Origin of the sequence: Vibrio sp. MOR3 (assembly GCF_001557775.1) — a bacterium.
Classification (GTDB): domain Bacteria; phylum Pseudomonadota; class Gammaproteobacteria; order Enterobacterales; family Vibrionaceae; genus Vibrio; species Vibrio jasicida.
The window spans coordinates 69,323-90,859 of sequence record NZ_LNRD01000013.1 but is presented as its reverse complement, the minus strand read 5'-3'; the positions used below and the strand labels follow the sequence as shown (position 1 = coordinate 90,859).

At 45.4% G+C, this 21,537-nt stretch carries 20 protein-coding genes; 15 read left to right on the top strand and 5 right to left on the bottom strand.

Annotated features, from left to right (window positions below):
• The first annotated feature begins 1 nt into the window (after position 1).
• The 10 genes from holA to lipA all read left to right on the top strand — a co-directional run bounded on the left by holA (position 2) and on the right by lipA (position 9,297).
• Positions 2-1,021 carry a DNA polymerase III subunit delta gene (gene holA / locus ATB76_RS20830; RefSeq protein ID WP_061036072.1) on the top strand — a complete coding sequence of 340 codons (1,020 nt, stop codon included), beginning with the start codon at positions 2-4 and terminating at the stop codon, positions 1,019-1,021.
• A gap of 88 nt (positions 1,022-1,109) precedes the next feature.
• Entirely contained in the window at positions 1,110-1,427 is a 318-nt protein-coding gene (gene rsfS, locus ATB76_RS20825) for a ribosome silencing factor (RefSeq protein ID WP_038875827.1), read from the top strand.
• A 4-nt stretch (positions 1,428-1,431) separates the two neighbouring features.
• Positions 1,432-1,902 (top strand): 23S rRNA (pseudouridine(1915)-N(3))-methyltransferase RlmH, encoded by a 471-nt coding sequence (rlmH, locus tag ATB76_RS20820; protein ID WP_038873801.1) that lies wholly within the window; start codon positions 1,432-1,434, stop codon positions 1,900-1,902.
• Between the two features lie 29 nt (positions 1,903-1,931).
• Positions 1,932-3,857, top strand: coding sequence for a penicillin-binding protein 2 (gene mrdA / locus ATB76_RS20815; protein WP_039973733.1), 1,926 nt, complete (start codon positions 1,932-1,934; stop codon positions 3,855-3,857).
• Complete coding sequence (rodA, locus tag ATB76_RS20810) at positions 3,857-4,978, top strand: rod shape-determining protein RodA (protein WP_038865381.1); 1,122 nt, start codon at positions 3,857-3,859, stop codon at positions 4,976-4,978. Before mrdA ends, rodA begins: the two co-directional genes overlap by 1 nt.
• Positions 4,979-4,981: 3 nt before the next feature.
• Positions 4,982-5,785 carry a septal ring lytic transglycosylase RlpA family protein gene (locus tag ATB76_RS20805; RefSeq protein ID WP_038875609.1) on the top strand — a complete coding sequence of 268 codons (804 nt, stop codon included), beginning with the start codon at positions 4,982-4,984 and terminating at the stop codon, positions 5,783-5,785.
• Positions 5,786-5,877: 92 nt separating this feature from the next.
• A complete protein-coding gene (locus tag ATB76_RS20800) occupies positions 5,878-7,056 on the top strand; it encodes a serine hydrolase (protein WP_038865383.1) in 1,179 nt (392 codons plus the stop codon).
• A gap of 161 nt (positions 7,057-7,217) precedes the next feature.
• Positions 7,218-7,496: a DUF493 family protein YbeD gene (gene ybeD, locus ATB76_RS20795; RefSeq protein ID WP_038865384.1), complete on the top strand. Its 279-nt coding sequence runs from the start codon at positions 7,218-7,220 to the stop codon at positions 7,494-7,496.
• Positions 7,497-7,672: 176 nt separating this feature from the next.
• The gene (gene lipB / locus ATB76_RS20790) at positions 7,673-8,335 is read left to right on the top strand and encodes a lipoyl(octanoyl) transferase LipB (protein ID WP_038865385.1); all 663 of its coding nucleotides are present in this window, start codon (positions 7,673-7,675) and stop codon (positions 8,333-8,335) included.
• Positions 8,332-9,297 (top strand): lipoyl synthase, encoded by a 966-nt coding sequence (gene lipA / locus ATB76_RS20785; RefSeq protein ID WP_042602631.1) that lies wholly within the window; start codon positions 8,332-8,334, stop codon positions 9,295-9,297. Before lipB ends, lipA begins: the two co-directional genes overlap by 4 nt.
• A gap of 288 nt (positions 9,298-9,585) precedes the next feature.
• Here the strand turns inward: lipA and glyA are convergent, their stop codons facing one another.
• Complete coding sequence (gene glyA, locus ATB76_RS20780; protein ID WP_061036071.1) at positions 9,586-10,836, bottom strand: serine hydroxymethyltransferase; 1,251 nt, start codon at positions 10,834-10,836, stop codon at positions 9,586-9,588.
• Positions 10,837-11,184: 348 nt separating this feature from the next.
• Between glyA and ATB76_RS20775 the strand changes: the two genes are divergently transcribed.
• From ATB76_RS20775 to ATB76_RS20765, 3 genes are all read left to right on the top strand, one after another.
• Complete coding sequence (locus ATB76_RS20775) at positions 11,185-11,787, top strand: YitT family protein (RefSeq protein WP_038865389.1); 603 nt, start codon at positions 11,185-11,187, stop codon at positions 11,785-11,787.
• A 90-nt stretch (positions 11,788-11,877) separates the two neighbouring features.
• Complete coding sequence (locus ATB76_RS20770) at positions 11,878-13,404, top strand: winged helix-turn-helix domain-containing protein (protein WP_061036070.1); 1,527 nt, start codon at positions 11,878-11,880, stop codon at positions 13,402-13,404.
• A gap of 131 nt (positions 13,405-13,535) precedes the next feature.
• Positions 13,536-14,435, top strand: a complete 900-nt coding sequence (locus tag ATB76_RS20765) for a hypothetical protein (protein WP_042602628.1) — start codon at positions 13,536-13,538, stop codon at positions 14,433-14,435.
• A gap of 94 nt (positions 14,436-14,529) precedes the next feature.
• On the opposite strand, the gene treC is transcribed toward ATB76_RS20765, so the two are convergent.
• The 4 genes from treC to gmhB form a co-directional block, all read right to left on the bottom strand.
• A complete protein-coding gene (gene treC / locus ATB76_RS20760; protein ID WP_042602627.1) occupies positions 14,530-16,215 on the bottom strand; it encodes an alpha,alpha-phosphotrehalase in 1,686 nt (561 codons plus the stop codon).
• Positions 16,216-16,307: 92 nt separating this feature from the next.
• Positions 16,308-17,732, bottom strand: a complete 1,425-nt coding sequence (treB, locus tag ATB76_RS20755) for a PTS trehalose transporter subunit IIBC (RefSeq protein WP_038865395.1) — start codon at positions 17,730-17,732, stop codon at positions 16,308-16,310.
• Positions 17,733-17,910: 178 nt separating this feature from the next.
• The gene (gene treR / locus ATB76_RS20750) at positions 17,911-18,855 is read right to left on the bottom strand and encodes a trehalose operon repressor TreR (protein WP_038865396.1); all 945 of its coding nucleotides are present in this window, start codon (positions 18,853-18,855) and stop codon (positions 17,911-17,913) included.
• A gap of 74 nt (positions 18,856-18,929) precedes the next feature.
• Positions 18,930-19,481: a D-glycero-beta-D-manno-heptose 1,7-bisphosphate 7-phosphatase gene (gene gmhB / locus ATB76_RS20745; RefSeq protein WP_038865397.1), complete on the bottom strand. Its 552-nt coding sequence runs from the start codon at positions 19,479-19,481 to the stop codon at positions 18,930-18,932.
• A 343-nt stretch (positions 19,482-19,824) separates the two neighbouring features.
• Between gmhB and metN the strand changes: the two genes are divergently transcribed.
• Both metN and ATB76_RS20735 read left to right on the top strand, forming a co-directional pair.
• Positions 19,825-20,859: a methionine ABC transporter ATP-binding protein MetN gene (gene metN / locus ATB76_RS20740; protein WP_061036069.1), complete on the top strand. Its 1,035-nt coding sequence runs from the start codon at positions 19,825-19,827 to the stop codon at positions 20,857-20,859.
• On the top strand, positions 20,849-21,526 hold the full coding sequence (locus tag ATB76_RS20735) for a methionine ABC transporter permease (protein WP_038865400.1): 678 nt from the start codon (positions 20,849-20,851) through the stop codon (positions 21,524-21,526). The genes metN and ATB76_RS20735 overlap by 11 nt, the downstream gene beginning before the upstream one ends.
• Positions 21,527-21,537 lie beyond the last annotated feature (11 nt).

The following is a 21,537-nucleotide window of genomic DNA, read 5'->3' as shown; positions in this document are numbered from 1 at the left end:
AATGCGAATTTATGCCGATAAGCTGGCCGACCATTTAGCAAAACACGTAAAGCAGGTTTATCTAATTTTCGGTAATGAACCCTTATTGATTCAAGAAAGCCGACAAGCGATTCAGCACACCGCGCGCCAGCACGGTTTTGAAGAAAGACATCGCTTTGCTGTGGATGCGAGTCTAGATTGGAACCAAGTTTACGACTGTTTCCAAGCATTGAGTTTGTTTTCAAGCCGTCAGTTAATTGAATTAGAGTTACCAGAAGCCGGCGCAAACGCAGCGATCAGTAAAGAGCTAGTCAGCCTATTCGAAATGCTGCATGACGATATCATGTTAGTCGTCATTGGCAGCAAACTTACCAAAGCACAAGAAAACGCAAAATGGTTTAAAGCCCTGAGTGCAAAGGGTGATTGGGTGAGTTGCTTAACGCCCGATTTACAACGCTTACCCATGTTTGTGCAAACTCGCTGCCGTGCCCTTGGTCTAAAGGCGGACCAACAATCACTGCAAGTGTTGGCACAATGGCATGAAGGTAATTTGTTTGCGCTCTCACAAAGCTTAGAGAAACTTGCTCTAATCTACCCAGATGGTGAGTTAACTGTGGTGCGATTGGAAGCAGCCTTAAGTCGCCATAACCACTTTACGACCTTCCACTGGATCGACGCTCTGTTAGCGGGTAAAGCCAATCGTGCACAACGTATACTGCGTCAATTAGAAGCGGAAGGCGTCGAAACCATCATTCTGATCCGCAGTGTACAGAAAGAGTTTAATCAACTGCTGAACATGCACCGCGACTTAACCCAAATGGGTATGATCCAGGTATTTGAAAAGCATCGTGTGTGGCAAAACAAACGCCCATTTTACAACGCAGCTTTGACACGTCTGTCAACAAGCCGCATTTGTGCGCTTTTATCTCTTTTGGCTCACGCCGAGATAAAAGCGAAAACCCAATATGAAGAATCTGTGTGGCCAACGATTCACCAGTTGAGCTTAGAAACCTGTTCACCTGATATTAAGCTGGCAATTTAGAATTCAAAGCGTGATATAGTGCGCGGCCAGTTTTGATTAATATGATTCAAAACACCCACAGATTGAAAAGAAAACCGAGGAAAACCGAGTGCTTCGCGAAGAACTTAAAGACTTTTTAGCTGATAAAGCTGACGACATGAAAGCAGAAGAGATTGTAATTCTGAATGTAGAAGACAAATCTAGCGTGACAGATTACATGATCATTTGTACTGGCACCTCTAAACGTCACGTTTCATCTATTGCTGATCACGTCGCATCTGAAGTGAAGAAAGCTGGTCTAGAACCACTAGGTATGGAAGGCGAGAAAGAAGGTGAATGGGTTGTTCTCGATATGGGCGATGCCATGCTTCATGTCATGCAAGATGAACACCGTAACCTGTACCAGCTAGAAAAGCTTTGGGGTTAATCTTTTGAAAATTCAACTGATTGCTGTAGGCACTAAAATGCCCAAATGGGTCGAAGAGGGATTCCAAGAATACCGTCGTCGCTTCCCTCATGATATGCCACTTGAGTTGGTTGAGATCCCAGCAGGGAAACGTGGCAAAAATGCCGACATTGCACGTATTCTTCAAAAAGAAGGCGAAGCTATGTTGGCAGCGGTCCCAAAAGGCAACCGCATCGTGACATTGGATATCCCGGGCAAAAAGTGGGATACCCCACAACTGGCAGAACAGCTAGAAGCTTGGAAATTAGATGCTCGCGACGTTTCTATTTTAATTGGTGGCCCAGAAGGGCTTTCTCCTGCATGTAAAGCCGCCGCTGATCAAAGTTGGTCTTTGTCTGCATTGACCTTACCGCACCCACTTGTGCGTATTGTCATGGCGGAGAGTTTATACCGAGCGTGGAGCATTACTGCTAACCACCCTTATCACCGCGAATAATCGCTGCTTAGCCGTAGAGACAAGCGTTAATGATTCGTAAACGCCGCAGTCAAATCCGAGACTACCAAGCTGAAGCGCGCCTGTTTTCCAGTCGCGCTATTTTTGCTTTTTTGGGTATCGTCATTTTGATGGGGTTGCTGGTTGCTAACATGTACAACATACAGGTTAACCAGTTCCAAGATTACCAAACTCGCTCTAACGACAACCGCATCAAAGTCGTTCCAATCGCACCAAACCGTGGTCTTATTTACGACCGCAACGGTATTCTGCTCGCTGAAAACCGCCCTGTCTTCAACTTGGAGCTTACTCCAGAAAAAATCAAAGACATTGACGGCACCATCGAAGAGCTACAAACCATTCTTGAAATCACGCCAGAGCAAATTGAACGTTTCCAGCGTGAACGTAAACGTACACGTCGCTTTAAATCCGTACCACTACTGACTCAGTTAGATGAAAACCAAGTTGCTGTTTTCTCAGTAAACCAATACCGCTTTCCGGGTGTTGAAATCAGCGCAACATTGAAGCGTTACTACCCATTTAGTGAAGTACTGACCCACGTTATTGGCTACGTATCACGCATCAACGATCGTGACATGCAACGCCTAGTTCGTGAAGAAAAAGACGCGAACTACCAAGCCACTCGTGATATCGGCAAACTAGGTATTGAAAAATACTACGAAGATTTATTGCACGGTACCGCGGGTTACCAAGAAGTCGAAGTCAACAGCCGTGGCCGAGTAATTCGTACCTTAAAGTACGTCCCGCCGATTCCGGGTCAAGACATCGTGTTAAACCTCGACATTAACTTACAACTATACGTTCACCAATTATTAGATGGGCGTCGTGGTAGTGCGGTGGTTTTGGATCCTAAAGACAATGGCGTGCTCGCGATGGTTTCAAGCCCAAGCTACGATCCAAACTCGTTTGTTCATGGTATCTCAGGCAAAGCTTACCGAGCCCTCTTGAACAATAAGAATCGTCCACTTGTAAACCGAACTACGCTAGGTATTTACCCCCCAGCTTCCACCATCAAGCCATTTATGGCAGTTGCAGCTTTGGAAGAGGGTGTGGTAACACCAAAAACCACGCGTAATGACCCTGGCTATTGGCGCATTCCAAACTCCGATACTCGCCCATTCCGTGACTGGCTGCGTTGGGGCCATGGCCGCGTAGATATCATCAAGTCGATAGAAGAATCCGTTGATACTTTCTTCTATCAAGTCGCTTATGACATGGGCATCGACCGTATCTCGAATTGGATGATGATGTTTGGTTTTGGTGACTATACCGGCATCGATATTTACGAAGAAAGTAAAGCAAACATGCCAACGCGTGAATGGAAAATGGCTCGCCATAAAACCCCTTGGTACAAAGGCGATACGATTCCTGTTGGTATCGGACAAGGTTACTGGACAGCAACACCAATGCAAATTGCCAAAGCAACATCGGTATTGGTCAACGAAGGCGCCGTAGCCGCGCCACATTTGCTTAAAGCAACAATTGATAATGGCGGTGATTTTGAAGAACAAAAGACCTCTGAATACGTCACCTACCCGCCAATTCAAAATGTGCCGGATAAATACTGGAACATGGCCAAAGAAGGCATGCGCTTGGTAAACCATGGTGCGAAAGGGACAGCTCGTCGCTCTTTCTACAATATGGATTACCAAACGGGTGGTAAATCAGGTACTGCTCAGGTCTTCGGTCTAGGTGAAGACGAAGAATATAACGCAGACGAAGTCGCAGAACATCTACGCGACCATGCCCTGTTTACCGGTTTTGCGCCATTTGACGATCCTAAAGTTGTCGTTTCAATCGTGCTTGAAAACGCCGGTGGTGGTTCAAGTAATGGCGCACCAGTAGCAAGAAAGATCTTCGACCGAGTGATCGTTGGGCCAGAAAAAATCGAACCAGACGATGAGCAAGCCAAAGAGAAACAAGAGGTAACGCAGTGATGAAAATGGATCCCTCTACAGGTAAGAACCGAGCCCTGTTTGAACGCTTCCATATCGACTTGCCGCTTTTACTCGGCATCTTTGCACTAATGGCCTTTGGCTTGGTCATCATGTACAGCGCCAGTGGCCAGAGCTTGGCGATGATGGACCGCCAAGCCATGCGCATGGCCCTATCATTAGTCGTGATGATCGTCTTAGCACAGATCTCGCCCAGAACTTACGAAAGCCTCGCGCCTCTCATGTTTGTCGGTGGTGTCATACTGCTCTTTGGCGTGCTCTTCTTTGGTGAAGCTTCCAAAGGCGCACAGCGCTGGCTAAATCTTGGCTTTGTTCGATTCCAACCTTCTGAGCTTCTCAAGCTCGCCGTACCCTTGATGGTCGCGCGCTATATCGGTCGTCAACCACTTCCCCCGACGTTCAAAACCCTCATCGTTGCGTTGATCATGGTTTGCTTGCCAACCATTCTCATCGCAAAGCAACCTGACTTAGGGACCTCGATTCTGATCGCTGCATCAGGCATCTTTGTTATCTTCCTTGCGGGTATCAGTTGGAAAATCATTGCTGGTGCCGCACTGGCGCTTGGTGGTTTCATTCCCGTTTTGTGGTTCTTCTTGATGCGTGAGTATCAAAAAGTGCGCGTTCGTACTCTGTTCAACCCTGAATCAGACCCTCTCGGTGCAGGTTATCACATCATCCAAAGTAAAATTGCGATTGGTTCTGGTGGTATTTCCGGCAAAGGTTGGTTGCAAGGCACTCAATCACAGTTAGAATTTCTTCCTGAACGTCACACTGACTTTATCTTTGCAGTAATTGCTGAAGAATGGGGTATGATTGGCTTCCTTTGCCTGTTGACCATCTATCTCTTTATTATTGGACGAGGTCTCTACCTCGCAAGCCAAGCACAAACTGCGTTTGGGCGAATGATGGCAGGCAGTATTGTACTCAGCTTCTTCGTGTATATTTTTGTAAATATCGGCATGGTAAGTGGCATCCTACCCGTAGTAGGCGTACCTTTACCGTTGATCAGTTATGGTGGCACTTCCATGGTGACACTGATGGCTGGTTTTGGCATTTTGATGTCGATCCACACGCACCGAAAAGCATTCTCTAAGGCGACCTAGACCATGCAAAAACGCGCTTTATATTCCTTAGTTTTTTCTGCTGTTATTTTGGCGGGCTGTTCTTCTACCGACCAAAAAACACAAGAAGGCCGTTATGAACTTGAATCCGATGTAGCACCAGATAAACCTCTATCGGTCGAGCACATTGAGGATGCGCATCCTAAATATGAACCATACAGCTTAGGTGGTAACAGCGATTACAATCTACGAGGTTCCGACTACAAAATCGTTCGTGACGCAAAAGGTTTTACGGAAAAAGGCCGTGCCTCTTGGTACGGAAAAAAATTCCAAGGTCACCTAACGTCCAACGGTGAAATTTACGATATGTACTCAATGACAGCCGCACACAAAACGCTGCCATTACCGAGCTACGTTAAAGTCACCAATACCGACAATGGTAAATCAACCGTTGTACGAGTTAACGACCGTGGCCCATTTCATGACGGCCGTATTATTGATTTAAGCTACGCCGCCGCTCATAAGCTCGACGTCGTGAAAACAGGCACAGCGAACGTACAAATTGAAGTCATCACCATTGATAAGCCAACCGATGAAAAGTCTTTAGCTGCGCACCCAAAATACGTGATTCAAGTTGCTTCTTCAAAATATGAAGATCGAGCGCGAACTTTAGGCCAAGAGCTTGGTCAAAAGCTGGATACAGAAACTTTCTTGGAGAGCACGAAAGAAACTCACCGCTTGTTGCTAGGGCCATTTACTGACTATTCCCTGACGCAAGCAACACTGGATAAAGTAAAGTTGCTCGGCTATTCGTCCGCATTTATTAAAAAACACAAAACTGACAAATGACCTTGGTGTCATGAATTTCTATGCAGAGCCCTTCTTACATAAGCAGGGATTCTGTTAAGATGTCGACAGTTAACCAAAAAATTTGAATTACCATGAATAAAAATAAGTTTGTGAAATCTATTCTCGTTTCTTCGGTTGCGCTAACTGCAACCATCGCTCAATCTGCTTTTGCTTCACCAGTTGTTGTCCCAGACGCACCTCAAATCGCAGCGAAAGGCTACGTTTTGATGGATTACAACTCAGGTAAAGTTCTGGCTGAGAAAGAGATGAACACAAAGTTGTCTCCTGCTAGTCTGACAAAAATGATGACCAGCTACGTAATTGGCCAAGAGCTAGCGCGTGGTAATATTTCAGAAGACGATGATGTAACCATCAGTAAGAACGCATGGGCGAAAAACTTCCCTGATTCTTCAAAAATGTTCATTGAAGTTGGCACCACAGTTAAGGTGAAAGACCTAAACCGCGGTATCATCATTCAATCAGGTAACGACGCTTGTGTCGCAATGGCTGAACACATTGCAGGCTCTGAAGATGCATTCGTAGACCTAATGAACGCATGGGCAAACACAATTGGCATGAGCAACACGCATTTTGCTAACGTGCACGGCCTAGATAACCCAAATCTATACTCAACACCTTATGACATGGCACTGCTTGGTAAAGCATTGATCCGTGACGTTCCTGATGAGTACCGTATCTACTCAGATAAAAAATTCACTTACAACGGCATCACACAGTACAACCGTAACGGCCTATTGTGGGATAAGAGCATGAACGTTGATGGCATCAAGACTGGCCATACTAGCAACGCGGGCTACAGCCTAGTAAGTTCGGCAACTGAAGGTCAAATGCGCCTAGTTGCAGTGGTAATGGGTACCAAAGATGCAAACGCTCGTAAATCAGAAAGCAAAAAGCTACTGAGCTACGGCTTCCGCTTCTTCGAAACCGTTGCGCCACATAAAGCGGGTGAAACGTTTGTAGAAGAAAAAGTATGGATGGGTAACAAAGATACGGTTGCTCTGGGTCTTGACCAAGATACTTACGTAACGCTACCTCGTGGTGAAGCAAAGAATCTAAAGGCAAGCTTTGTACTTGAAAAAGAGCTAGAAGCCCCAATTAATAAAGGTGATGTAGTTGGTAAGCTATACTATCAAATTGATGGTGAAGATATTGCTGAGTACCCACTAATGGCATTAGAAACTGTAGACCAAGGCAGCCTATTTAGCCGTATGTGGGACTACATCGTATTGTTGTTTAAGAGCTTCTTCTAACAGTCGCTTCTGAACAACAAACAAGTCCGCAAAGCCGCCAACTAGGGCGGCTTTGTTATCTATACTCAAGCGACGTTAAGATGCTTGGGGATGATCTTGAGTTCACCCTAATTTGACTGTACTATTTCGCACCGCAACGAATACCAACTGGAGTTACCGATATGCTAACCATCAACTCTGATGCAAAATTGAAAGACCTGCTTGAGTTCCCTTGTTCATTTACTTACAAGGTAATGGGGCATGCAAAACCTGAACTTCCAGAACTCGTTCTTGAAGTAATCCAGCGTCATGCTCCAGGTGACTACAGCCCAGCAGTAAAACCAAGTGCTAAGGGCAACTACCACTCGGTGTCTATCAATATTACTGCTACCTCTATCGAGCAGGTTGAAACCCTTTACAAAGAACTGGGTGAAATCGACATCGTACGCATGGTTCTATAATTTTTTGATAAATTAAATTTTTTTTGAAAGCAGCTTCGGCTGCTTTCTTTTTATTTATCATGTAGATAATGAAAACCACTGACTCTTTCAGTTAAAAATCTGTTACTCAACTGTAGAGCATCAAACTCATCCGGTTTATAATCCAAAAACTTTATATATTAGTGACAGGAATCCCCATGCAACACCAACTTGTTGTAAGACGACTTGGACGCCAAGATTATGAGCCTGTATGGAAGGCGATGCATGAGTTCACTGATCAACGCACAGACGACACGCCTGATGAAGTTTGGTTGGTAGAACACAACCCAGTATTTACACAAGGTCAAGCGGGTAAAGCCGAACACCTCATTAACACTGGTAATATTCCTGTTGTACAAAGCGATCGCGGGGGTCAAGTGACCTACCATGGTCCTGGTCAGCTTGTCGCTTACTTTCTGATCAACCTGCGTCGTAAAAAATTAGGGGTGCGAGATCTCGTTACGCACATCGAGAACCTCGTGATCAACACCCTAAAGGCATACAATATCGAATCTGCTGCGCGACCAGATGCCCCAGGTGTTTATGTCGACAGTAAAAAAATATGTTCTCTCGGCCTTCGCATTCGCAAAGGATGCTCATTCCACGGCCTAGCGTTGAACGTCAATATGGACTTAGGTCCGTTTTTACGTATAAACCCTTGTGGCTATGAAGGAATGGAGATGGTTCAGGTTAGCCAAGTTGGCGGCCCTGAAGATATCGAAGTCGTGGAAAAACAACTAATACAAGAACTCGTTACTTTGCTTGATTACGAGCAAGTAGAATTCAGCACAGAAGCACCTTCTCAAGGTAACAAAGCATGAGCAAACCAATCCAGATGGAAAAAGGCGTCAAATACCGCGACGCTGACAAAATGGCATTGATTCCCGTAAAGAACATGCCTACAGAGCAGAAAGAAGTGCTACGTAAGCCTGATTGGATGAAGATCAAGCTACCAGCCGACAGCCAACGTATTCAAGACATCAAATCAGCGATGCGCAAGAACAACCTTCACTCAGTATGTGAAGAAGCCTCTTGCCCTAACCTAGCGGAATGTTTTAACCACGGTACGGCTACTTTCATGATCCTTGGCGCTATCTGTACTCGCCGTTGTCCATTCTGTGACGTTGCCCATGGCCGTCCGCTTGCAGTAGAAGCTGAAGAGCCGAAGAAACTGGCTAAAACCATCGCAGACATGAAGCTGAAATACGTCGTTATCACTTCAGTAGACCGCGATGATTTGCGTGATGGCGGTGCAGAGCACTTTGCAAACTGTAACCGTGAAATCCGCGAACTGAACCCACACATCAAGATTGAAACGCTTGTACCTGATTTCCGTGGCCGTATGGATGTAGCACTTGATCTGATGAAAGACAACCCGCCAGATGTCTTCAACCACAACCTAGAAACGGCACCTCGTTTGTACCGTAAAGCTCGCCCAGGCGCGAACTACAAGTGGTCACTACAATTGCTGCAAAAGTTCAAAGAGCAGCACCCAAATGTACCGACCAAATCAGGTGTTATGATGGGTCTTGGCGAAACGAAAGAAGAGATCGTCCAAGTACTAAAAGACCTACGTGCACACGGTGTAACAATGCTGACACTTGGTCAGTACCTAGCACCAAGCCGTCACCACCTGCCAGTAGAGCGTTACGTTCCACCATCAGAGTTTGACGAGCTAAAAGCGATCGCACTAGAACTTGGCTTCACGCACGCGGCGTGTGGTCCATTCGTTCGTTCTTCTTACCATGCCGATATGCAGGCTCAAGGTATCGAGATTAAATAAGCGCTCGCTTGTTTTGAAGAGAAAGGTTGGCTCAGTGCCAGCCTTTTTTGTATCTGTCGAACATAAAACACCATCATTTGGACAATAAGCCTATTTCTCAGAACCAAAAGCAGCGTCATTCCGAAGATCCTAGGCGATATCAGAAATCTGATTTCAGCGCACTCTAAGCTGATATTTCCATACGCTAGAAAAACAAAAAGGCCCTCAAATGAGGACCTTTCATCAATCAAATAATCAAACCGAATCGCAGAAATAGAACGAGTTCGCCTGAGTTATTTTCAAAGAACGTTATGCGTAAACTGGTAGACGCTTACAGATTTCTAGAACTTTCTGTTTCGTTGCTTCGATAACTTCCTCGTTGCCGATGTTATCTAGAACGTCACACATCCAGTTTGCTAGCTCTTTCGCATCTTCAGTAGTGAAGCCACGACGAGTAATTGCTGGCGTACCTACACGAATACCAGACGTAACGAATGGGCTGCGTGGGTCGTTTGGTACAGAGTTCTTGTTTACTGTGATGTTTGCTGCACCTAGTGCCGCATCTGCATCTTTACCAGTAATATCTTTGTCGATTAGGTCAACAAGGAACAGGTGGTTCTCAGTACCGTTAGAAACGATCTTGTAGCCACGCTCTTGGAATTGACCAACCATTGCCTTCGCGTTTTTCACGACGTTAGCTTGGTAAGCTTTGAATTCAGGTTCCATCGCTTCTTTGAACGCTACTGCTTTACCAGCGATAACGTGCATTAGAGGGCCACCTTGACCGCCAGGGAATACTGCTGAGTTCAGCTTCTTGTACAGCTCTTCACCTTCGTTAGAAAGGATAAGACCGCCACGAGGACCCGCTAGCGTTTTGTGCGTAGTCGTTGTTACTACGTGAGCGTGTGGAACAGGTGTTGGGTACTCGCCTGCTGCGATTAGACCAGCAACGTGCGCCATGTCTACGAATAGGTAAGCGTCAACTTTGTCTGCGATTTCACGCATGCGCTTCCAATCAACGATTTGTGAGTAAGCAGAGAAACCACCAATGATCATCTTAGGCTTGTGCTCAAGCGCTAGCTGTTCCATCTCGTCGTAGTTGATTTGGCCTGCTTCGTCGATACCGTAAGGAATCACGTTGTAGTGCTTACCAGAGAAGTTTACTGGTGAACCGTGAGTTAGGTGACCACCATGCGCTAGGCTCATACCTAGAACTGTGTCGCCTGGGTTTAGAAGCGCCATATAAACTGCGCTGTTTGCTTGAGAACCTGAGTGAGGCTGTTCATTCGCGTACTCACAACCAAACAGTTGGCATGCACGATCGATAGCTAGTGCTTCAGCTTTATCTACGTACTCACAACCGCCGTAGTAACGCTTACCTGGGTAGCCTTCAGCGTATTTGTTCGTTAGCTGAGAACCTTGCGCTTCCATTACACGTGGGCTTGTGTAGTTTTCAGAAGCGATAAGTTCAATGTGTTCTTCCTGGCGAAGTGTTTCTTCCTGGATAGCTGCGAACAGTTCCGCATCGTAATCTGCGATGTTCATATCACGCTTAAGCATCTGTATCTCCTGACTCAGATTGGTACTGAAAGTTGCAAAAAAACCGACTAAATGACCTAACGCAAACGTTTTCGTCACCATAATGGCGCGCATTCTACATAATTTGATCTAGGTCATAAAGAGAAATTTACAATTTTTCTCATGCAGTTTTTTCATGATGACAAGTAAGGATTATCATGACGATGTTGCAATCGTTCAACCATGATCCACTGACTGTCAAATTTGTGCTTTACACCCTGTAAAACAACAATTACATAGGTTTACCGCAAATTTTACCCTCTAGCTACCGAAAAGATCATCTTTTTACTACTATGCATGCCCGATTTATCATCAACGACTGCATATTAGATGGAAAAACACTCAAGAAAAGAAGACTGGATGGCCATTCTTACAGGTACCTTTTTGGTAGCTCAAGGCGTTTTCTTTCTCCAATCCGCGAACCTCTTAACGGGAGGCACCACTGGATTGGCTCTGCTTATTAGCCAATTTACACCTTTTACGTTTGGTGTGCTGTACTTTTTAGCCAACTGTCCTTTTTACTTGCTGGCTTGGAAACGCTTTGGCCGTCATTTTGCGATTAATAGTGCAATTTCTGGCGCTTTGGTTTCTATCTTTGCGGACAACCTGTATTTGCTGATTTCACTTGAATCGATTAACGAGGTTTATTGTGCGGTTGCCGGTGGCTTACTGATGGGTTTAGGTATGCTGATCTTATTCCGTCATCGTTCAAGCTTGGGTGGCTTCAACGTACTGTGCTTATTCATTCAAGACAAGTTTGGCATTTCTGTTGGCAAATCGCAGATGGCGATTGACGCTTGCATCTTATTTGCGTCTTTCTTCTTCGTCACGCCTTGGGTTATCGGCCTCTCGATTCTTGGTGCATTCGCACTGAACCTAGTGCTTGCGATGAACCACAAACCACATCGCTACTCTGTGAGCTACGGTTCATAACCTTTCTGTGATAATTGGAGCGCAATTTATAAGATTTTGCGCTCCAATGACTATATAATACTTCGCCATTTCCTAATCACTCATGATGGTATGCGCGACTTCCTACAACGAGCCAAACAAACCAACAGTCAGATTGTTATTGGCGAGCTGATCTACAACCCAGAGACTCAAACCCTTCACAAACAAGCGGTCGTTATCGATCTTGAGCCGCGTAGCATCGAGTTATTAGAACTGCTGCTCACCAGTGTTGGCCACCCGCTGTCTGCAGAAACCATCATAGAGACCATTTGGCAAAGTAAGTTCATTTCAAAGAACGTACTTACCAATCGAATCAGTACACTTCGGGCCTTGCTACAAGAGCACTTACCAGAGCATGATGCCGCCAAACTATTGGTGACCTACCCGCGTAAAGGTTACTTTTTCAACCCAGCCAACATTCAGTTAATACCACCAGCGAGAGCCGACAAACGTAAAGCGAAGGTGGCAAACCCACAAAAAACGACTTCGTCATTGAAATGGCCTATCGCCTACTGCCTTTGTGCTCTGCTAGCTGCCTCTTGCGTGATACTTTCCGTTATTGTCTGGCAACAGCAAGGAGTCTCCACTCAGCAAACTCGTAACCAACTGCTGATTCCAAAAGTGGAGCTACTGCTTAACCGTGTTGATGCCTTAGGTGCAGAGGCAAGGGAATACCGCACCATGGTGAAAGCGATATTATTGCAACAACAAGTTGAGTACCCATATACGGACATCGCTAACCAAGATGCACCGAGCTATTTCCTCGATCCAATCAACGAGACGCCTTATTTTCCTGGCGCTCGCAACATGCAAACCAGCGATTATCAACTTAATATTGAACTCAAAGATGGTCCGACCGAAGGTGTTTTAAAGGCAAAAATGAACTTGATTTACCCTGCTACGGGTAAACTGGCCTTTCGTAACCAATACATGCTTCGCACCGCACACTTACAGTCGGATTTGTTTAAGCTCCACACGGACATTGCCCAATACTTCAACTTACCAGAACCATCCAAAAGCACTTGGCATCTGAGTGACGCCCACAAGAAAATGCTGCTTGGAAAAGCATTTTCAACGACTGATATCAAAAACATGGATGAGTTTGCCGCCATCACGATTGCTCGGCATTTAGCTTTATACGAACAAAATAAAGCCGAACTCGAAGGTTTTCTTTATCAAGTACAATCCGGGTTTGACGCCTTACCTGATGAGTTAAATTTGTGGATGGGGATCCTCCACTACAAACTTGGTAATCTCGATAAGGCGAAAACTTTCTTGACGACACCGGCAGGAGATTCATTGATTCAAAATGCCCTGATTTACACTTTTGTCTCTCATATCGCCTACAAGCAGAATAAGCTTGACCAATTCCGCCTCAATTATATGGAGTCTTTGGTGGCTCTGCTGCGCGTCATGCCTTCTGAAGAATTGTTTAGTCGCTTGTCACAACCAGAATCCAAAGAAACCTGCTTACAGCCTTGGAAGAAGTTGCGTGTCAGTATTAAGGAAAAGGAAATAGTGATGCGTTGGAAGGCATTAATTGAAGAATACTGCACCAATATCGAGGCAGATATTAATCCAGATAAAACAAATACCTAAATATAAAATTAAGCTTTCATTTAACTCTATTAGCTTTTATTTTTTGCCCTTTTTCTCACTCAAAACTTAGCATGGCGACATTCAAATAACGGCTCGATTTATCAGCCTTTACCAACTAGGAATGTAAACTCATGCTTAAAAAAATGACGCTTATCGCAGCAGCTACGATCGCACTTTACGGCTGTGGCGGCGGCTCTTCTTCCGGCTCATCAAGCGGCAATAAAGGCCCACAAAATAGCATCGATTACCCGATCCAAAACTCATCTTTTTCCCCAGTAGTAACAACAAAACTGAACTACGCCATTTCTGCAGACGGGCAACAAGTGGGCTCGGTGCTGATGAATTTTGATCCAATGAGCAGCCAAGAACTTCTTGACGCTTTAACTCTGCTCCCACAATCAGCTCCAGTGCAACAAGTTATCCATGACTTAGTCAACAACGGTATCACTCAGTTTTACCTATCACAGCAAGTGGAAGAGAGCGGCGAAGAAGAGAAGTCGATTTACTTTGCCGGTACGGATGGCGCACTGCATGAAATCACGGACACCTATCTCGTTGATCATCGCTTTATCGTACCCATCATGAACAGCAGCCCAGTATTTCGCTTGGAAGGTTCGACAGTTAAGGAGAAAGATCCGAACATTGATATCAGCGTAAACACGGTCTCAGTCATTTTAGATCTAAATGGTGAACAAGTGGCAAACCTACTGAATGATTTTGATGATCACCAATGGGTAAAAACTTTGCCAAATGAGGCAAACTGTAAAGCGGGCTGGAGCCAACAAATCACCGAAACAGGCGCACGCAAAACTTTCAAAGTGTCTGGCAAATCAATTGAAGCCGCCTACCTAACCGAAACGAATACTTATAACCTAAGATGTGACGAGATGGACTCAATGGAGTTTGAAACATCCGCAGAGCGCTGGTTCAACCCTGCACTAGGGTTGATTGAACAAGTTGAACTGTTGAAAGCAGAACAGACTCAAATCAGTGAAGAGAAAGCGACACTGAGCAAGATCGAGAAAGCATAAGCCGCAGTCTTATCTCATAGAAAAAAGGCTTTGGGGAGCACTCCAAAGCCTTTTGTTTAGGATCGAAATCCTTAGGGGTATTTTTTATTGGCCTTTAAGATTCAATCAGCAAGATGCGTGTTTCGTAAGGACGTAGAACTTGATGATTGGAAGCAATCGCGCTGGTCGCATTCTGATAGTTGGAAAGCAGATTCTTGGCTTTGCTCATATCAAAGCGCTCTGATAACACACACTCCACTTCTTCGCCGTAGTAATTGTTAATACACAACAACGTTTGCTTGTCGTTCTGACGTGCGTAAGCAAAAATACGTTTGTGCTCTGGCAGCAAGTCCTCGTAACGACCATCAGTGATTACTTGAACCTGTTTACGCAGTTCAATCAAGCGCTTGTAGAAGTAGAACACCGAGTTCAAATCGGCAATTGCGGCTTCCGCGTTGATCTCAGAATAGTTTTGAGCCACCTCTAGCCACGGCGTACCTTCAGTAAAGCCCGCATGTTTCGCGCTGTTCCATTGCATTGGCGTACGTGAGTTATCACGCGACTTCTGTGCCAAAATCGCCATCATGTCATCGTGAGATACACCATCGCGATAGACCATAATGTCGTACATGTTCGTGCTTTCAACATCGCGATATTGGCTGATTTCGGTGTAACCCGGGTTGGTCATGCCGATCTCTTCACCTTGATAAACATAAGGCGTGCCTTGCATCATGTGTACCGATGCCGCAAGCATTTTGGCAGATTCAACACGGTATTGTTCGTCGTTACCTAATCGGCTCACAACACGTGGTTGGTCGTGGTTACACCAAAATAGTGCGCCCCACCCTTTGCCATTTAAGCCGGTTTGCCAATGGTTGAAGATCTGTTTCAGTTGGATGAAATCAAACGGCGCTTTCGTCCACTTATCACCATTCGGGTAATCAACTTTCAAGTGGTGGAAGTTGAACACCATCGACAGCTCTTTGCCATCTTGCGCTGAATACTGCTGACAATGCTCTAGCGTGGTGGAAGACATTTCACCCACCGTCACGCTGCCGTACTTTTGGAACACGGCTTCGCTGATCTCTTGAAGGTATTCATGCACGCGAGGACCATCCGTGTAGAAACGGCGACCATCACCAATATCGTCACTTGGGAAATCTTGCTGCTTGGAAATCAGGTTGATAACGTCAAGACGGAAACCATCGACACCTTTCTCTGCCCAGAAGCTGATGACTTCTTTCACTTCTTCACGCACTACCGGGTTTTCCCAGTTTAAGTCCGCTTGCTCTTTAGCAAAAAGGTGCAAATAGTACTGACCCGTTTTTTCATCCAGCGCCCAAGCGTTGCCACCAAACTTAGATTGCCAGTTGTTTGGCTCTGCGCTATCAACAGGATCTTTCCAGATGTAGTAATCACGGTAAGGGCTGTTTTTGTCACCCAGTGCCGATTGAAACCACTTGTGTTCTGTCGAAGTATGGTTGACCACGATATCCATGATGATTCGAATACCCAGTTGGTGAGCCTCAGCCAACAGGGTATCGAAATCTTGCATGGTGCCGAAATCTGGGTTGATCGCATAGTAATCAGAAATGTCATAACCGTTGTCGATCATTGGCGATTGATAAACCGGCGTCAGCCAAATCGCATCCACACCAAGGTGTTTTAGATAATCCAGTTTAGAAATGATCCCTTTAATATCGCCCGTGCCTTTACTTCCACTGTCACAAAAGCTTTTTGGGTAAATTTGGTAGATGGTTGCGGTTTTCCACCAGCTCTCATCATGCTTGGTCATTGCCATTTCTAACGCTCACTTACCATTAAACGGAAACTTAAAAATCTTAAAAAATAGAGGAGATAAACGAGGCAGCCAAATCGCTGCCTCGGTTTGAATTACGCGTTAGCGGTTTCTAACTCGCCTTTCATCTGTGCGCGCTTATACAACACAAGCGTCAGCGCTACTGGGACCACAATCGCCACCAACATCGCCAGAGCAAATACGCCCCAGAACTGTGGTTGGATAGACAAGATGCCCGGCAAGCCGCCCACACCAATACCATTCGCCATCACACCTGCGCTGCCACAGATAGCAGCGGCAATCGCACTACCGATCATCGCGCTCAGCATTGGGAACTTGTACTTTAAGTTGATGCCGTACATTGCAGGTTCTGTTACACCAAGATAAGCAGAGATAGCCGCAGGCACTGAGATATCGCGCTCGCCGTGTTTTTTGCTGATGATAATGATGCCGACTACCGCTGAAGCTTGAGCAATGTTTGATAGTGCAATCAATGGCCAGATTGGCGTACCGCCTAGCTCTTGCATCAGTTGAAGGTCAACCGCATTGGTAGTGTGATGAATACCCGTAATCACCAAAGGCGCGTATAGGAAGCCAAAGATGGTTGAACCAATCATCGCAAAGTCACCCGTCATGGCTGCTTTTGCTGCGAAAGCAACGCCGTCACCCAACATACGACCAAATGGACCAATGATAGAGTGCGCAAGAATCACAGACACAATGATAGAGACAAACGGCACGACCACTAGGTAAAGGTAAGACGGAATGATTCGCTTTAAATTGGTTTCTATGAATGCCAAGGCGACACCCGCTAACATGGCCGGAATCACTTGCGCTTGATACCCCACTTTCTCGATGGCGAATAAGCCAAAGTCCCACACTTCTGGCACTTGCTTACCAATCAGATAGGCGTTCATTAACTGTGGCGAAACCAGTGTCACACCTAATGTAATCCCCAAAATCGGAGTACCGCCGAGTTTTTTGACTGTTGACCAACACACGCCAACCGGTAAGAAGAAGAAAATCGCCTCACCAATTAGCCATAAGAAAGAGTGTACCGTTGCCCAAAACTGGCTGATTTCCGTTAGCGTTTGACCATCAAACATCTTGATGTCGCCAATCACGTTACGGAAGCCAAGAATCAGACCACCAGTGATGATCGCCGGTAACAATGGCACAAAGATTTCTGCAAGGTGAGAAATACCACGCTCAACAATGTTCATGTTTTGACGAGCTGCGTTTTTTGATTCGTCTTTGCTCGCTTCACTTTTACCCGTCAGCTCGATCAGTACTTTGTAAACCTCATCAACTTCAGTACCAATCACCACTTGGAACTGACCTGCGTTAGTAAAGCAGCCTTTTACCATAGGTAATGCGTCTAATTGTTCAATATCGGCTTTGTCAGTGTCATTCAACACGAAACGCAAGCGAGTTAAACAGTGGCTTACACTGGCAATATTGTCCGATCCCCCGACCAGTTCAATAAGACGCTGTACATCTTGACGCGCAATCTTACTCATAACTTTGTCCACCCTGTATTGGATACATTCAATTCATCATTTTATTTTTATAATGGGAACATTCCCACTTGATGTTTTTTATATTGCCACTCCGCATTCAAAAACAAAATGGGAACAGTCCCATTAATTGAGAACGATCACAGTATAATTTTAGAGCAAACCATCGAAAGGAGGATTATTAACGAACTGGTTGCTGGGTAAAGTGCACCACAGACTCATCACCATTTAATTGATTAATCAGCATGTTAGCGGCCTTTTCACCTGCGAGAGAGTAACCGGGGTCCACACTGAAAACATTTGGAAAAAGGAAGGAAAGTAGCTCATTGCCACCAACACCAGTAACCACGACATCTTCACGCCCTCTTTCTTGCAGGCGCTTAATCACCCCAAGAGCAATGGTATCACTGGCACAAACGATGGCTTGCGTGTCGGATTGAAGGACTTGATCCACCAGATGATAAGCACTTTCATGGCTAAGCTTGCCGGTTTGAAAACAAGGTTCGATGCGATTTTTCTCACACCAAGATTGATAAGTCTTCAGGCGAGCAAGCCCCGTCGTACGGTCTTCTGGATCAACGCCGATATAAGCAATGCGAGAAAGAGATTGTTGCTCTAGGTGTGACAACGCCATCTCAATAACGCCTTGGTTATCGTAATTAATAGAAGAGACGAGCTTGGTATCCATCGCGATCACGACAATGCGATTGCCCCACTCCGCTAACGCTTGCTCATCGCACCCAGTAAAACCAAACACGATAACACCATCGACATTACGGCGTTTAAGTACGTTTAAATGTTCGTTGGTCTTTTCACGATCGAACTGACTTTCCATGATCACCACGTCATACCCTGCTGAATACAAAGCATTAAGCATAGTGCCAACAGCACGGTTTTCTGAAGGGGAATCCAAACGAGATATAATCACCCCGATCACTTTCTGGCTGCCCCCACGCATAGACTGTGCAGACTTAGAAGGTACATAACCAGATTCACGAATGATTCTTTCTACCTTCTCTCGCGTTTGCGGTTTCACCTTAGGATCATTGGTTAACACACGGCTTATTGTCGATTTACCAACACCTGCCAATTTCGCGATATCAAGAATAGTGAGTTTTTTGCTCATAAGTGATCAAACTAAAAGTTGGATTTAAATAAAAGGGAAGCAGCGGCTTCCCTTATCTCAATCAGTAATGAAGATTACTTGTTTAGGTATGCAGGAACGTCTGCAATGCTGTCGAGAACAACCGTGGCAATCGCTTCGCCTTGTTCGGTAACTGGTTTACCAGTGCGAACCAAAATCTTAGTACCAACACCAGCCGCTTCAGCCGCCATCAAGTCTTCGGCTTTATCACCAATCATCACTGACTTAGCCATATCGATTTTCAAAAAATCACGAGCAGAGATGAACATGCCTGGTTTTGGCTTACGACAATCACAATCTTGTTTGTATTCGCCGATACCGTGTTCAGGATGGTGAGGACAGTAATAGATGCCATCAAACTCAACACCGTTGTCGGAAAAGTTCCAGTCCATCCATTGAGTCAAAGAAATGAAACGATCTTCGCTGAATTTACCACGTGCAATGCCTGATTGATTGGTCACAAGCACCAACAGGTAGCCTTTATCTTTCAGCGCTTTCGTCGCTTCAAAGACACCGTCAATGTACTCAAAATCATGTTCGTCATGAACGTAGCCATGGTCAACGTTGATCACGCCGTCACGATCGATAAAAACAGCAGGTTTTGCCAAAACGTATTTCTCTATTTACTCGGTTTCATCAGATTATTACATACCTTATAAGCACTCACACTATCTAATTGGTATGAGGAAGTGACAAAACAGTTGATTTGTCACCCGAGAATCGGTAAATCTTGAATATCCCTCTTTTATATCCCGTTCCGCCGAACATCTTCTTGCTTTATTTCCTAACAAAACATCCATACTTTTAGACGTCTAGACGTAAAAATATCTATTGACTTACTACTGCTTAACCCATAGCATCAACTGAGAATTGAGATAGAGTTCAAAATTTACTCCTGTTAAAAGCCGTTTTTAACAGCGAAGTTCCCAGTATCTCTGTGCAGGTTGAAACATGATAGAAATTAAAAACGTCAATAAAGTGTTCTACCAAGGCAGTAAGGAAATTCTTGCCCTTAAGGACATTAACTTAAATATCGCGAAGGGCACCATCTTTGGTGTTATCGGCTCATCGGGCGCGGGTAAAAGTACTCTGATCCGTTGCGTGAATATGCTGGAAGCCCCAACATCAGGCTCCATCATTGTTGATGGCGTAGACCTGACCAAACTCAACAAGAAACAACTGGGAGAAACCCGCCGCAACATCGGGATGATCTTCCAACACTTTAACCTGCTATCGTCTCGCACCGTTTTTGATAATGTCGCACTCCCTCTTGAGCTAGCAGGCAAAGACAAATCGCAAATCACAACAAAAGTGACTGAGTTGCTTAAACTTGTTGGCCTTTCTGACAAGCACGAAAGCTACCCAGCAAACCTAAGTGGAGGTCAAAAGCAGCGTGTGGCGATTGCACGTGCTCTGTCTTCTGATCCAAATGTTTTGTTGTGTGACGAAGCGACCAGCGCACTCGACCCTGCAACGACGCAGTCAATCCTAGAACTTCTAAAAGAAATCAACCGCAAACTGGATATCACGATTCTGCTTATCACTCACGAAATGGAAGTGGTTAAGAGCATCTGTCACGAAGTGGCGATCATTGGTGATGGTGAACTTGTGGAAAAAGGCACCGTTGGTGAAATCTTCGCTCATCCGAAGACAGCACTGGCACACGAGTTCATTCGCTCTACTTTGGATCTTTCTATTCCAGAAGATTACCAAGCTCGCTTACAAACTACGCGCGTAGAAAACAGCTACCCGTTGGTTCGCCTAGAATTTACTGGTGCAACCGTGGATGCCCCTCTGATGACGCAAATCGCTCGTAAGTACAACATCGACGTGAGCATCCTAAGTTCCGATCTGGACTACGCTGGCGGCGTGAAGTTCGGCATGATGGTCGCAGAACTGTTTGGTAGCGAAGAAGATGATAACGCAGCAATTGAATTCCTGCGTGAGCACAACGTGAAAGTAGAGGTACTTGGCTATGTCCTTTAATACGATTTCTGAATGGCTGAGCTTAAACAGCAACCTACTTTTGGGCGCAACGTGGGAAACCTTTTACATGGTGGCAGTTGCTGGCATCGTTGGTTTCGCGGTTGGCATCCCTCTTGGTGTGATTCTGCATACCACTAAAAAAGGTGGCTTGCTTGAAAACACCAAGCTAAATGGCGTTCTTGGTGCGATAGTCAACATTGGCCGTTCAGTGCCTTTCCTAGTATTGATGGTTGCGATTATTCCAGTAACCAAGCTGCTTGTCGGTACGTTTATTGGTACAACGGCAGCGATTGTTCCACTCACGATTGGTGCAATCCCATTTGTGGCACGTCTGATCGAGGGTGCTTTACTGGAAGTGCCGACAGGCCTAGTGGAAGCAGCTCAGTCTATGGGCGCAACCCCAACTCAAATCATCACAAAAGTTCTGCTTCCTGAAGCAATGCCGACTATTGTTAACTCAGTGACCATTACCCTAGTAACACTAGTAAGCTATTCAGCAATGGCGGGGACGGTAGGCGGCGGCGGTCTTGGTGACGTAGCCATCCGTTATGGCTTCCACCGTTATGATGTCGTTATCATGGCCGTGACAGTCGTGATGCTAATTGTGTTAGTACAAATTATTCAGTCTATCGGTGATGCAATCGTACGCCGTGTAGACCACAGATAAGAATTGAAAAT